We start from the raw sequence: 11,518 nt of genomic DNA, 5'->3' as shown, positions 1-11,518 counted from the left end.
TGTGAGCCATGCCCACCCTCGTCATCGCCAACAAATGCTACTCGTCCTGGTCTCTGCGCCCCTGGCTGCTGATGAAGCAGCTTGGTATGGCGTTCGACGAGATCCTCATTCCGCTCGATCTGCCGGACACCAAGGAAAAGGTGCTCAAGCATTCGCCAGCCGGCAAGGTGCCGATCCTGATCGATGGCGATGTCACCGTGTGGGAGAGCATCGCTATCATGGAATATGTGGGTGATGCCTACGGTTCTCCCGTATGGCCTGAGGACCGCAAGGCTCGTGCGATGGCGCGCTCCGTGGCGGCCGAGATGCACGCCGGCTTCGTCGGGCTTCGCTCCGCTTGCCCGATGAACCTCGGCAAGAAATATGCCTCAAGGGATCGAGGCGAGGTGGTCGCGCGCGACGTAGCCCGTTTCAGCGAGATCGTTCGCGACGCGCGTGGACGCTTCGGTGTCGGCGGTCCGTTCCTCTTCGGCGCGTTTTCGGCGGCTGATGCCATGTATGCGCCGCTTGTGACGCGCCTCGATACCTATTCCATCGCTCTCGATGCCACGATACGCGCCTATGTGGACACGATCCTCTCGCTTCCCGCTTTCCAGGAGTGGCGTTCCGCCGCTTTGCAGGAGAGATGGGTCGTCGACGCGGACGAGGTCGACGAGGATGCAATCGAGAACTACCGCAAGGCGGCTTGAGGCTTGAAGAACGTTCGGGAAACCAGACCATGCTCCAGATGAAGACCCACTATCCCGATGCGACCCGCGTCGAGCCCATAAACCGGCATACGCTGGCCATCATCGTCGACAACGAGCCGGGCGTTCTTGCGCGCATCGCCGGCCTGTTCTCGGGCCGCGGCTACAATATCGAAAGCCTGACCGTCACCGAGACGGAGCATGAGGCTCATATTTCCCGCATAACGGTCGTGACCACGGGCACGGACAGCATCATCCAGCAGATCAAGAGCCAGCTCGAGCGACTTGTGCCCGTACACCGCGTCGTCGATCTCACGCTCACCGGCGAAGCGGTGGAGCGCGAGTTGTGTCTCGTGAAAGTGGTAGGCAAGGGCGATCATCGCGTCGAGGCCATGCGCTTGGCTTCCGCGTTCGGTGCGCGCACGCTGGACGCGACGCTGACCTCGTTCGTCTACGAACTCACGGGCACGACGGACGAAGTCGAGCGCTTCATCAAGTTGATGACGGCGGTAGGCTTGGTCGAAGTGTCCCGCACCGGCGTTGCCGCCATGGCGCGCGGTGCTGAGGGCGTGTGATCGTCACCCCCTGAAGTCACTCTCCTTCAGGAACGCTTCTTCCTCAGGAGTGGTCTCACGACCCAGGATAGCGTTGCGGTGGGGGAAGCGGCCGAAGCGGGCAACGATGTCGTGGTGATGGTGGGCATACTTGACGGAATCCTCTTCACCGAGGGCTTCGTTCAGAACCACCGAGCGTTCCTGATCCGCCAAGGATTCGGAGTGCATGAAGGGCAGGTAGAAGAACCGGCGGAACTGCGGTTCCACTTTGTGGTCGAAGCCCCGCTCGATGGCGCGGTCGGCGGCCATCAAGGCAACCGGGTCGGTCTTATAGGTCTCGCGCTGGCCCCGGAACATGTTTCGGGGGAACTGGTCGAGGAGGAGAATGACGGCGAGAGCCCCGTCAGGGGTGAGTTCCCACTCGTTGAGGTCGCCACGTGCTGCGGCCTCATAGGTGGGCAGAAAGCGGTCACGGCAGGTTTGGTCGAAGGCTTCGTCCTTCGAAAACCACTTCTCCGGACCGGCTTCGCGCCAGAACGAGATGACTTCGTCGGGAGTGGCAAGGCGCTGCATGCGGCTTCGTCCTTCTCGGTCGAGAGATGAAATTTTAATCTAGAGCATTGGAGGGCGGTTTGAACTCTCCGGGCTCGGATCGTTTGAGCGAAACGGTTTCGCCCTGTACCCGATGCAGGGATGGGTCGCAGTTTTGCTACAAACAACAGCTTGTCAGCGCAGTTTTATTCGCTAAAAGCGGCGCCTGATAATCCAATGTTGCGCCAAGTCACTTGAGGCGGTGCAGCGTCAACGAACCCGGGGGAATGCCCCCTTTGAGACAAGGGACTTGGAAGACCATGCGTGTCTATTACGATCGCGACGCAGATATCAACCTGATCAAGGGCAAGAAGGTCGCCATCGTCGGCTATGGCAGCCAGGGTCATGCCCATACCCTGAACCTGCGCGATTCCGGCGTGAAGGACATCGTGGTGGCGCTCCGCAAGGGCTCGCCTTCTGCCGCCAAGGCCGAGAAAGCCGGCCTCAAGGTCATGGAAGTGGCCGAGGCCGCCAAGTGGGCCGATGTGGTCATGATGCTGACTCCCGATGAGCTGCAGGCGGACATCTACCGCAACGATCTCCAAGACAACATGAAGCAGGGAGCCGCGCTCCTCTTCGCCCACGGCCTCAATGTCCATTTCAACCTCATCGAGCCCCGCAAGGACCTCGACGTGCTCATGGTCGCCCCGAAAGGCCCCGGCCACACGGTGCGCTCCGAGTACCAGCGCGGCGGCGGCGTGCCGACCCTGATCGCGATCCACCAGGACGCCACGGGCAATGCCCATGACATCGCGCTCTCCTACGCGTCCGCCAATGGCGGCGGCCGCGCCGGCATCATCGAGACCTCCTTCAAGGAGGAGTGCGAGACCGACCTTTTCGGTGAGCAGGTGGTGCTCTGCGGCGGCCTCGTGGAACTCATCAAGGCCGGCTTCGAGACCCTGGTTGAGGCAGGCTACGCCCCCGAGATGGCCTATTTCGAGTGCCTCCACGAAGTGAAGCTCATCGTCGACCTCATCTATGAGGGCGGCATCGCCAACATGAACTACTCGATCTCGAACACGGCTGAGTATGGCGAGTACGTGACGGGTCCGCGGATCATCACGGCCGAGACTAAGGCCGAGATGAAGCGCGTCCTGGAGGACATCCAGTCCGGCAAGTTCACCCGCGACTGGATGCTCGAGAACAAGGTCAACCAGACCTCCTTCAAGGCCACCCGCGCCCGCAACGCCGCCCATCCGATCGAGGATGTCGGCTCCCGCCTGCGCGACATGATGCCTTGGATCAAGGAAAAGGCCCTGGTCGACAAGAGCCGGAACTAAGCATCACGAGATGGGGCGAGACTGGAGAAGCCTTGTTTTCGAAGAACAAAGATCTCCGTCTCCGCCCCGCTGCCGTCTTCCTGCACTCATCCGAATGAGGATTTGCGGGCCTGTTCGTTTCCGGTTAGTGGGCTCTGAATCGCAAACCTCCGATAGCCCATGAGTGCCTCGATCCTGACCGAAGACCTGCCGGCCTTGCAGGCGTCCTTTTGGGCGGATCTCGATCCCGTGACGCGCCTGGAACTGCAGGCGGAACTCGAGCAGGTGGTTCTTCCGGGAGGGGCTGTCCTGTTCCAGGAGGGTGATCCGGCCGACGGGCTCTACATGCTCGTGTCCGGTGCGCTTGGCGTGTCGGTTCAGGGCAGCCACGGCGAGCAGCGCCGGGTTGCCCGCATCTTTCCTCCTGAGACGATCGGGGAGATGGCCCTGATCTCCAAAGCGCCCCGCTCGGCCAGCGTGACGGCCCTGCGGGACTCGGTGCTGCTCAAGTTGACCCGGGAGTCTTTCGAGCGCTTCGTGGAGCGCTGCCCGTCTGTCATGGTCTACCTGTCGAGGCTGCTCGCCGAGCGGCTTCGCGCGACCACCCGCAGCAGCCCGGTTACCTTCAAGCCTACCACCTTCGCCATCGTGCCGGTCACCCAGGGTGTGGCGGTGGCCGACTTCGCCAATGCGTTCCTGGAGGAGGTGCGACGCAGTCATGGGGCGGGAGTAGCGCTTCTCGATGGGATGCCATCCGAGGAGGACGAGAACTGGCTCTATCGGTTCGAGGCCAGCCGTGAGCGCGTGATCTATGTTGCGTCCGAGCCCTCAGGATCCTGGACGGGCCGCTGCATCCGCCACGCCGACCACGTCATGTTCCTGGCCTGCCCGGGCGAGCCCCTGGTTCCCGAGGCGGAGGCGCTGACCTGCGCCGTGTCGTCCTGGCGACGCCATGACCTCGTGCTGCTTCAGAAGGCTGATGCCTCCCGCCCGACACCGGCGCATCCGTCACTCGCCCGCCTTCCCGTGGACCAGCGCATTCAAGTGCGGGCGAAAAACCCGGCCGATCTGCAGCGCCTCATCCGGACATCGAGCGGACGCGCCGTCGGGCTGGTGCTGGCCGGGGGAGGAGCCCGGGGTTTCGCCCACCTGGGGGCGATCCGGGCCCTGCGGGAACACGGCTTTCCCATCGACCTCGTCGGCGGCACCAGCATCGGGGCCGTCATGGCGGCGACGGCCGCCATCCAGATCGGCCTGGAAGAGGCCAGGGACCTCATGAGGGAAGCCTTCGTCAGAAACCCGCCCCTGAACGACTACACGCTCCCGCTCGTCGCGCTGGTGAGGGGACACAAGGTCGATGCGCGGCTGTTCGAGCATTTCGGCGACCGGAATATCGAGGATCTCTGGCTGCCGTTCTTCTGCGTCTCGTCCAATCTGACGACCGGCGCAACCCACGTGCATCGGCAGGGCCCTCTCTGGCGAGCCTTGCGAGCGAGCATTGCCATTCCAGGCCTGCTGCCGCCGGTGATCGAGCCCGAGGGTGTGCTCGTGGACGGGGCCATGATGAACAACCTGCCGGCGGATATCATGGCCGACCTGCAGAGAGGCCCGGTGCTCGGCATCGATGTGGCTCGGGACGTTGCCTTCACCACGGCCGCCGAGGAGGAGAAGAAAGCGCCCCTGCTGCGCCGGATCCTCGGCTTGCCCGCCCAGGCGCCGGACATCGTCAGCCTGCTCTACCGGGCGGCGACGATCTCCAGCGATGCCCAGACGCTCAAAGCCCGCGCCCATGCGGCGCTGGTGATTCATCCTCCGCTGGCCGACGTGCCGCTGCGGGGCTGGGAGCAATTCGAGAGGGTGGTCGAGATCGGCTATGAACACACCCGGGACCGCATCGAGGCGGGCGCTCTCGAGGAGTTCAAGGTTGCCTGAGAGGGCTTAAAGCCGGTGCCAGGCCATGGCAGCCGCAGCGATCAGAAGACAGACGACGAGGCCCAGCCGCTCCGAGCGGTACCGGCAGAACTGGTACACGGCATAGCTGCTCCCGAGAACCAGCATCAAACACCAGAGATCCTGTGCCAGGTAGTTGATCCTCATGGGGCCGATCAGGGGCTGCGCGGTCCTCCAGCTCTGCGCCATCCAGAACAGGGAATAGACGAGAAAGGCGCCGCCCCAGACACAGGGCCACCAGACAGCCGGCAGGCCCGTCGCGAGCGGGTCTGCGCCCTTCGTGGACAGGGGTGCCGGTGCGAGATCAGGGTAAGAATCAGATGAAGAAACGTCACGACAACATTCCGCAATGATATAGCAAATCTATTAGCATTGCGGAATGGTGCTGTGAGCTATGGAAATGAGTAGGCTGAGCCGCCGATGAGACAAAAAGTTTTCAGCCCCTATTGCTGATTGCTCTTCGTATTCTGGGCCTTGTTGTTATCCTGCTTTCCGGGGTCCTTGCGGTTCTTCATCGTGCCGCCGGAGCCGCGGGTATGATCGTCAAGGTGCTTCTTGCTCTCGCCGGAATTGTTGCCGTTCATCTTGCCTTTGCCCATGAAGGCCTCCTGTGGTGATGGAGGTTAATGACCCCTCCGACCTGAGGTTCCCGGGTGCGCGGCCCTACCACAGCAGGTATTCCGCCAGTCCCGCGCCGGGCGCGAGGATCACGAAGGCCCAGACGGAGGCCGAGGCCAGGTTGGCGGCCTGGAACAGCACGCCCGGCATAAGGAAGATTCCGGCGATCAGGGCAATGACGGCCCGGATGGGTCCGAAGAAGCGCCCCAGAAACACGGCCCAGGGGCCGAAGCGCTGGAAGAAGTCCTCTCCTCGCCCGATTAGTTTGGGATGACGGGACAGAGGCCAGATTTCATAGGCGGCTCTCTTGTAGCGCTGACCGACGGCATAGGAAACCCAGTTGCCCAGGAAAGCGCCGCAGACGGCCCCGGTCCAAGCCATCCAGAAGGGAATGTCCGCTGCAGCCAGGATGAAGCCCACGGCGATCAGGATCGTCATGGTCGGCAGGAGCAGGGACACGAAGGCGAGCGACTCGGCAAAGGTCATCAGCCCGAGTACGAAGGGGGCATAGGCCTGGTGGGTCTGCACGAACTCCAGAACGCTGTTCTTCCAAAACTCGATATCCATGTATCCGATCCGGCTCCTTCATCGTTGGGGCATAGTTGGGGCATATAAGCATTTGCGGCGGATCAGACAGATCCAATCGCATCCGTGATGAAAAGGATCACATCACAAGATTTGAAGCAGGGCTCGTGTTGCGCTAACCCATACTCAAGGGGGCAAGAGCCATGAACGTTCTCTCGATCCAATCCCACGTCGCCTACGGCCACGTCGGCAACGCCTCGGCGGTCTTTCCGATGCAGCGCCTCGGCGTCGAGGTGTGGCCCATCCATACGGTGCAGTTCTCGAACCACACCGGCTATGGCTCCTGGAAAGGCCGCGTGTTCGATGGACCGGCCATCGAGGATCTGGTGGAGGGAATCGCCGAGCGCGGCGTACTCGGCCGCTGCGACGGCGTCCTCTCCGGTTATATGGGCTCTGCCGATATCGGCAACGCCATCCTGTCCGCCGTCGCGCGGGTGCGGTCTCTCAACCCTGATGCCCTGTATTGCTGCGATCCGGTGATCGGCGATGTGGGGCGCGGCGTGTTCGTGCGCCCCGGCATTCCGGAATTCATGCGTGAGCAGGCGGTGCCCGCGGCCGACATCATCACGCCGAACCAGTTCGAACTGGACTACCTGTCCGGCATCGCGGCACAGACACTGGACGACGTGAAGAAGGCGGTCGCGATCGTGCACGAGATGGGCCCCAAGGTCATTCTCGTCACGTCGGTCGAGACAAAGGAAACGCCGTCCGACAGCGTCGATCTCGTCGCGGGCGAGAGCGGGCGCTTCTGGCGCGTTCGGACGCCGAAGCTGTCCCTGTCCGTCAACGGAGCAGGGGATGCCATTGCAGCGCTCTTCTTCGTTCACTATGCCCGCTCGCGCTCCGCGCCGACGGCTCTTGCCGAAGCCTCGGCCTCTGTCTACGGCTTGCTCAAGCGCACGGAAGAGGCAGGCTCCCGCGAAATCCTGACCATTGCGGCGCAGGACGAGTTCGTCTCGCCCACCCGTCGCTTCGACGTTGAAGAGGTTTGATCCGCATGTCCCGCCGTTTCGTCACTCTCGATGTTTTCACGGGCGAGCGCTTCGCTGGTAATCCTCTCGCGGTGGTGCTCGACGCCGAAGGCCTCGACACGGCGGCGATGCAGCGGATCACGAAGGAGTTCAACCTCTCCGAGACGGTCTTCGTCTTTCCGGCCTCGGAGTCGCGCCAGCGGGCCGACATCCGCATCTTCACGCCGGCGCGCGAACTGCCCTTCGCCGGCCATCCAACCGTGGGAACGGCCGTGTTGCTGGCGCTGCTCGACCAAGAGGGCCAGCCAGGGGCCGTGGCCTTCGGCCTCAAGGAGCAGGTCGGCATCGTGCCCTGCGCCGTCGAGGTGAAGGATGAGGCGAGCGGCACGGCTCGCTTCCGTCTGCCGCGCCTGCCGTTCGTTTGGGGCGAGAGCAAGGATTCCGCGACATGCGCCTGGGCGCTCGGGCTCGACCCGACGGAAATCGGTTTCGACCGACACGTCCCGAGCCGCCATTCGGCAGGCGTCGCCTATGATCTGGTGCCCGTCTCGTCGCTCGAAGCCCTGGCAAAAGCCAAGCCGCAGGGCGAGGCCTTCGACAAGGCGTTCGGCGACAGCGATCATCCCGCGCCCTATGTTTACGCCCGCATCCCTCAGTCAGAGGGATTGCGGTTCCGTGCCCGCATGTTCGGGTTGGGCATGGGGATTGTGGAAGATCCGGCCACCGGCTCGGCCGCAGCAGCCTTTGCTGGCGCCCTCATGCAATGCGAGCCCCTGGGTGACGGTGAGCACAACATCGTCATCGAGCAGGGCGTCGAGATGGGCCGGCCCAGCGAGATTCGTCTGCAGATGACGATCAAGGACGGTGCGCTCGTCTCCGCCGAGATCGGCGGCGGTGCCGTGATGGTGAGCCGCGGCGAGATCTTCGCGTGAACCGCGAGGTCGAGATCCGGCGCGTGTCACGCGTCGAGGCGTATTGCCGGCCGCTCGACTGGGCTTGGCCCAAGCAGAATCGGGACTTTATTGAGGAGAACTGGAAGCGGCGCACGGCTGGCAAGCCGCAGATGTTCAATGGACGCGTGCTGCTGCTGCAGGATGTGGCCTTCGAGCAGGACCTGTGCCGCAACACCTATTTCGAGGTGGACTACGCCGACTTCGTCGCCTGGATCGACAAAGGCTATCCCGATCCTGCCATCGCCAACGGTTTCGCCATGGGGGCGCTGCGTGGATCGGATGGTGCTTACATCTGCGGCGTGATGGGCAGCGGAACGACGAATGCGGGCCGCGTGTATTTTCCCGCCGGAACGCCGGATCCTTCCGATCTGAGGTCTGATGGCACTGTCGATCTCGCCACAAGCCTGACCCGCGAACTTGCCGAGGAGACGGGTCTGGAGGACGGGGATTATCATGTGGACGATGAATGGATCATCGTCCAGCGCTGGCCGACCATCGCGCTTCTGCGCATGGTGACCCTGCCAATAACAGCCGAGGAAGGCGCGGCGAGGATCCGCGCCGACATCGCCCGGCAGCATGAGCCTGAACTGCAGGATGTCCGCATCATCCGTGGTGCGAACGATATCGATCCTGAGCGGATGCCGCTCTTCCTGCAGTCGTTCTTCGGCTGGGTTTTCGATCAGAGATAGCCGTGCCGCGCCTTCGTGGCGTTCACCATCCGCACTGCCTCCGCATCACGCCCGGCGGCACAGGCCGCCTCGGCCTGAGCGATCTCCCGGTCCACACGGTTATAGACGGATTGGTTGACATGCCCTGTAGCCAGGTCATTGCTCATGACCGCGCGGTAACGGTTGATTTCTCCATTGCAGCCCGTGCTGGTGCTGCCGGCCATCACGCTGGTGCCGGTTGGGGCTGAGGCGGTCTGAGTGCAGGCTGCCAGAGCCAGGGCGCCGGTCAGCAGCAGGATAGGCGTGGCGATCTTCATGAGTGCATCTCCTCAAGGGGCTCGCGAGCGGGGAATAAAGGCCAAGCTTCGTCTGTTCTAGGGCACTTTCCCGGAAGACCAGTCCTGCCGCGCTTCGAGTCATAACCCATCCAATAGTCGAGCCTTTGCTTTTCATTTGTTTCAACCGCTTGCCATTCGAGCGGAGCGCCGTTACAAACGACCCCGTTGTTCGCGGCTCAAAGCCCGCGGCCATGGAGGATTTGGGCAGCGATGATCATCGGCTCCCCCAGCGCAAGGATGAACGGCACCGCTTCTGCGGCCGCTCGCGCGCGCCTTCTTGGCCTCCTTCTCCTTAGCTGCCCCTGAGGGTCGGCTGGGCGTCGCCGCCTGGGCTCTCAGGGGTTCTGGACAAGCAGGAACAACCTTGAGCCCTAAGGCTCCTCCCAAGAAGGACTAAACTGATGACCGCTTCCGTATCCGGTGCCGTTAAGGACCGCGTTCTGATCTTCGACACCACCCTGCGTGACGGCGAGCAATGCCCCGGCGCCACCATGACCCTGGAGGAGAAGCTCGAGGTTGCGGAACTGCTCGACACCATGGGCGTCGACATCATCGAGGCGGGCTTCCCCATCGCGTCGAACGGCGATTTTGAGGCCGTCGCGCTGATCGCCAAGCAGGTGAGGCGGGCGACCGTCGCAGGCCTCGCCCGCGCCATCTCGGCTGACATTGCCCGTGCCGGTGAGGCCGTGCGCCATGCAGCGCGGCCGCGCATCCACACCTTCGTGTCCACGTCCCCGATCCACCTCGCGCATCAGATGCGCAAGTCGGAGGAGGAGGTGCTGGAGATCATCACCACCACGGTAACCCAGGCGCGCAACCTGATCGAGGACATCGAGTGGTCCGCCATGGATGCCACCCGCACCCCGATCGACTACCTGTGCCGCTGCGTGGAAGCCGCCATTAAGGCCGGCGCCACCACCATCAACCTGCCGGACACGGTGGGCTACGCTACGCCCGATGAATACCGGGCCATGTTCCGCGCGGTGCGCGAGCGCGTGCCGAACGCCGACAAGGCGATTTTCTCCGCCCATTGCCACAACGATCTGGGTCTCGCGGTCGCCAATTCCCTGGCGGCGCTGGAGGGCGGCGCTCGGCAGATCGAATGCACCCTCAACGGCATCGGCGAGCGCGCCGGCAATGCGGCCCTGGAAGAGATCGTCATGGCGATCAAGACCCGTGGCGATGTGCTGCCCTACGAGACCGGCATTGAGGCCACTATGCTGACCCGCGCCTCGAAGCTCGCATCCGCTGCCACGTCGTTCCCGGTGCAGTACAACAAGGCCATTGTGGGCCGGAACGCCTTCGCGCACGAGAGCGGCATCCACCAGGACGGCATGCTCAAGAACGCGCAGACCTATGAAATCATGACTCCCGAGAGCGTCGGCGTGTCCAAGACCTCTCTGGTCATGGGCAAGCATTCGGGCCGTGCGGCCTTCCGCAACAAGCTGGAAGAGCTGGGCTACAGCCTCTCAGACAACCAGTTCCAGGATGCCTTCGAGCGGTTTAAGGAACTCGCCGACCGCAAGAAGCACGTCTATGACGAGGACATCGAGGCACTGGTCGATCAGAACATCGCCATGGCGCACGACCGCATCAAGCTGGTCTCGCTCCACATCGTGGCCGGTACCCGCGGCCCGCAGCGCGCCACCATGCGGCTCCAGGTCGATGATCGGATCGTTGTCGAGGAGCAGGAGGGCAACGGCCCGGTGGACGCCACCTTCAACGTCATCAAGGCCCTTGTGCCCCATGAGGCGGTGCTGGAACTCTATCAGGTCCACGCCGTCACCGAGGGCACCGACGCCCAGGCTGAGGTCTCGGTCCGTCTCTCGGCCGACGACCGCAGCGTCACCTCCCGGGCCGCAGACCCGGATACCCTGGTGGCCTCCGCACAGGCCTATTTGGGAGCCCTCAACAAGCTCATGAGCCGGGGCGCCCGCCTGCACGCTCAGCATGCGGCCGAATGATGGACGGGAAGGGCCCGCTCTGCGGGTCTTTGCCTTGATTGGGTTAGCATAAGGCATCGAACCCTCAAGCTTGAGGGTTCGGGCGGCTCGCCCCGTCGCGCGATATTGACAGGCGTATCGGGTTGAGGCCGGATAGCATGACAAATCTGCTCTGCGGGGCAGGCTCTTGGAAAAATCCGCCCTTGAGCCGAAAACCTCGCTTGCAGGGGCTAGACAGGCCCCACACGGTTTGTTACACGCACGGCCTCTTCAGCGGACATGCGCCGCTGAATTCGCTTCGGCGACGGGTGATTAGCTCAGTTGGTAGAGCAGCTGACTCTTAATCAGCGGGTCGTAGGTTCGAGCCCTACATCACCCACCATTTACCGCAAACAGATCCAC

Annotated in this window: 13 protein-coding genes and 1 tRNA gene; 9 read left to right on the top strand and 5 right to left on the bottom strand. The window is 63.2% G+C overall.

Features of this window, described 5'->3' with window-relative positions; translation table 11 throughout:
• Nucleotides 1–8: 8 nt before the first annotated feature.
• Nucleotides 9–689 (top strand): glutathione S-transferase family protein, encoded by a 681-nt coding sequence (locus JQC81_RS05845; protein WP_203270878.1) that lies wholly within the window; start codon nt 9–11, stop codon nt 687–689.
• 29 nt (nt 690–718) lie between these two features.
• Nucleotides 719–1,261 carry an acetolactate synthase small subunit gene (gene ilvN, locus JQC81_RS05840; RefSeq protein ID WP_203270877.1) on the top strand — a complete coding sequence of 181 codons (543 nt, stop codon included), beginning with the start codon at nt 719–721 and terminating at the stop codon, nt 1,259–1,261.
• A 3-nt stretch (nt 1,262–1,264) separates the two neighbouring features.
• On the opposite strand, the gene JQC81_RS05835 is transcribed toward ilvN, so the two are convergent.
• Nucleotides 1,265–1,813 carry a DUF924 family protein gene (locus tag JQC81_RS05835; protein ID WP_203270876.1) on the bottom strand — a complete coding sequence of 183 codons (549 nt, stop codon included), beginning with the start codon at nt 1,811–1,813 and terminating at the stop codon, nt 1,265–1,267.
• Nucleotides 1,814–2,058: 245 nt separating this feature from the next.
• Between JQC81_RS05835 and ilvC the strand changes: the two genes are divergently transcribed.
• Nucleotides 2,059–3,111, top strand: coding sequence for a ketol-acid reductoisomerase (ilvC, locus tag JQC81_RS05830; RefSeq protein WP_203270875.1), 1,053 nt, complete (start codon nt 2,059–2,061; stop codon nt 3,109–3,111).
• 159 nt (nt 3,112–3,270) lie between these two features.
• Nucleotides 3,271–5,022, top strand: coding sequence for a patatin-like phospholipase family protein (locus tag JQC81_RS05825; protein ID WP_203270874.1), 1,752 nt, complete (start codon nt 3,271–3,273; stop codon nt 5,020–5,022).
• Nucleotides 5,023–5,028: 6 nt separating this feature from the next.
• Here JQC81_RS05825 and JQC81_RS05820 read toward each other — a convergent pair whose 3' ends face one another.
• The 3 genes from JQC81_RS05820 to JQC81_RS05810 all read right to left on the bottom strand — a co-directional run bounded on the left by JQC81_RS05820 (nt 5,029) and on the right by JQC81_RS05810 (nt 6,225).
• A complete protein-coding gene (locus JQC81_RS05820) occupies nt 5,029–5,187 on the bottom strand; it encodes a hypothetical protein (RefSeq protein ID WP_203270873.1) in 159 nt (52 codons plus the stop codon).
• Nucleotides 5,188–5,483: 296 nt separating this feature from the next.
• Nucleotides 5,484–5,639, bottom strand: a complete 156-nt coding sequence (locus JQC81_RS05815) for a hypothetical protein (RefSeq protein WP_160195434.1) — start codon at nt 5,637–5,639, stop codon at nt 5,484–5,486.
• A 64-nt stretch (nt 5,640–5,703) separates the two neighbouring features.
• Nucleotides 5,704–6,225 (bottom strand): DedA family protein, encoded by a 522-nt coding sequence (locus JQC81_RS05810; protein WP_203270872.1) that lies wholly within the window; start codon nt 6,223–6,225, stop codon nt 5,704–5,706.
• Between the two features lie 161 nt (nt 6,226–6,386).
• On the opposite strand from JQC81_RS05810, the gene pdxY reads away from it, so the two are divergent.
• From pdxY to JQC81_RS05795, 3 genes are read left to right on the top strand one after another with little or no spacing between them, the layout of a single operon-like run.
• Complete coding sequence (pdxY, locus tag JQC81_RS05805; RefSeq protein WP_203270871.1) at nt 6,387–7,235, top strand: pyridoxal kinase PdxY; 849 nt, start codon at nt 6,387–6,389, stop codon at nt 7,233–7,235.
• 5 nt (nt 7,236–7,240) lie between these two features.
• Nucleotides 7,241–8,146: a PhzF family protein gene (locus tag JQC81_RS05800; protein ID WP_203270870.1), complete on the top strand. Its 906-nt coding sequence runs from the start codon at nt 7,241–7,243 to the stop codon at nt 8,144–8,146.
• Complete coding sequence (locus tag JQC81_RS05795) at nt 8,143–8,856, top strand: NUDIX hydrolase (RefSeq protein WP_203270869.1); 714 nt, start codon at nt 8,143–8,145, stop codon at nt 8,854–8,856. Before JQC81_RS05800 ends, JQC81_RS05795 begins: the two co-directional genes overlap by 4 nt.
• On the opposite strand, the gene JQC81_RS05790 is transcribed toward JQC81_RS05795, so the two are convergent.
• Entirely contained in the window at nt 8,847–9,152 is a 306-nt protein-coding gene (locus tag JQC81_RS05790) for a hypothetical protein (protein ID WP_203270868.1), read from the bottom strand. The two genes, JQC81_RS05795 and JQC81_RS05790, sit on opposite strands and share 10 nt — an antisense overlap.
• A 422-nt stretch (nt 9,153–9,574) precedes the next feature.
• Between JQC81_RS05790 and JQC81_RS05785 the strand changes: the two genes are divergently transcribed.
• Together JQC81_RS05785 and JQC81_RS05780 are read left to right on the top strand one after the other, a co-directional pair.
• Nucleotides 9,575–11,137 carry a 2-isopropylmalate synthase gene (locus JQC81_RS05785; protein ID WP_203270867.1) on the top strand — a complete coding sequence of 521 codons (1,563 nt, stop codon included), beginning with the start codon at nt 9,575–9,577 and terminating at the stop codon, nt 11,135–11,137.
• Nucleotides 11,138–11,422: 285 nt separating this feature from the next.
• A tRNA-Lys gene (locus tag JQC81_RS05780) sits at nt 11,423–11,498 on the top strand.
• Nucleotides 11,499–11,518: the final 20 nt, after the last annotated feature.

Origin of the sequence: Microvirga arabica (assembly GCF_016811235.1) — a bacterium.
Classification (GTDB): Bacteria; Pseudomonadota; Alphaproteobacteria; order Rhizobiales; family Beijerinckiaceae; genus Microvirga; species Microvirga arabica.
Note: the sequence above shows the minus strand (reverse complement) of the source record. Positions and strands in the feature narration are given on the sequence as shown.

Bases quoted from the DNA above. Each gene is read 5' to 3' on its own strand.
- JQC81_RS05845 (WP_203270878.1), top strand. From the start codon at position 9: ATGCCCACCCTCGTCATCGCCAACAAATGCTACTCGTCCTGGTCTCTG.
- ilvN (WP_203270877.1), top strand. From the start codon at position 719: ATGCTCCAGATGAAGACCCACTATCCCGATGCGACCCGCGTCGAGCCC.
- JQC81_RS05835 (WP_203270876.1), bottom strand. From the start codon at position 1,813: ATGCAGCGCCTTGCCACTCCCGACGAAGTCATCTCGTTCTGGCGCGAA.
- ilvC (WP_203270875.1), top strand. From the start codon at position 2,059: ATGCCCCCTTTGAGACAAGGGACTTGGAAGACCATGCGTGTCTATTAC.
- JQC81_RS05825 (WP_203270874.1), top strand. From the start codon at position 3,271: ATGAGTGCCTCGATCCTGACCGAAGACCTGCCGGCCTTGCAGGCGTCC.
- JQC81_RS05820 (WP_203270873.1), bottom strand. From the start codon at position 5,187: ATGAGGATCAACTACCTGGCACAGGATCTCTGGTGTTTGATGCTGGTT.
- JQC81_RS05815 (WP_160195434.1), bottom strand. From the start codon at position 5,639: ATGGGCAAAGGCAAGATGAACGGCAACAATTCCGGCGAGAGCAAGAAG.
- JQC81_RS05810 (WP_203270872.1), bottom strand. From the start codon at position 6,225: ATGGATATCGAGTTTTGGAAGAACAGCGTTCTGGAGTTCGTGCAGACC.
- pdxY (WP_203270871.1), top strand. From the start codon at position 6,387: ATGAACGTTCTCTCGATCCAATCCCACGTCGCCTACGGCCACGTCGGC.
- JQC81_RS05800 (WP_203270870.1), top strand. From the start codon at position 7,241: ATGTCCCGCCGTTTCGTCACTCTCGATGTTTTCACGGGCGAGCGCTTC.
- JQC81_RS05790 (WP_203270868.1), bottom strand. From the start codon at position 9,152: ATGAAGATCGCCACGCCTATCCTGCTGCTGACCGGCGCCCTGGCTCTG.
- JQC81_RS05785 (WP_203270867.1), top strand. From the start codon at position 9,575: ATGACCGCTTCCGTATCCGGTGCCGTTAAGGACCGCGTTCTGATCTTC.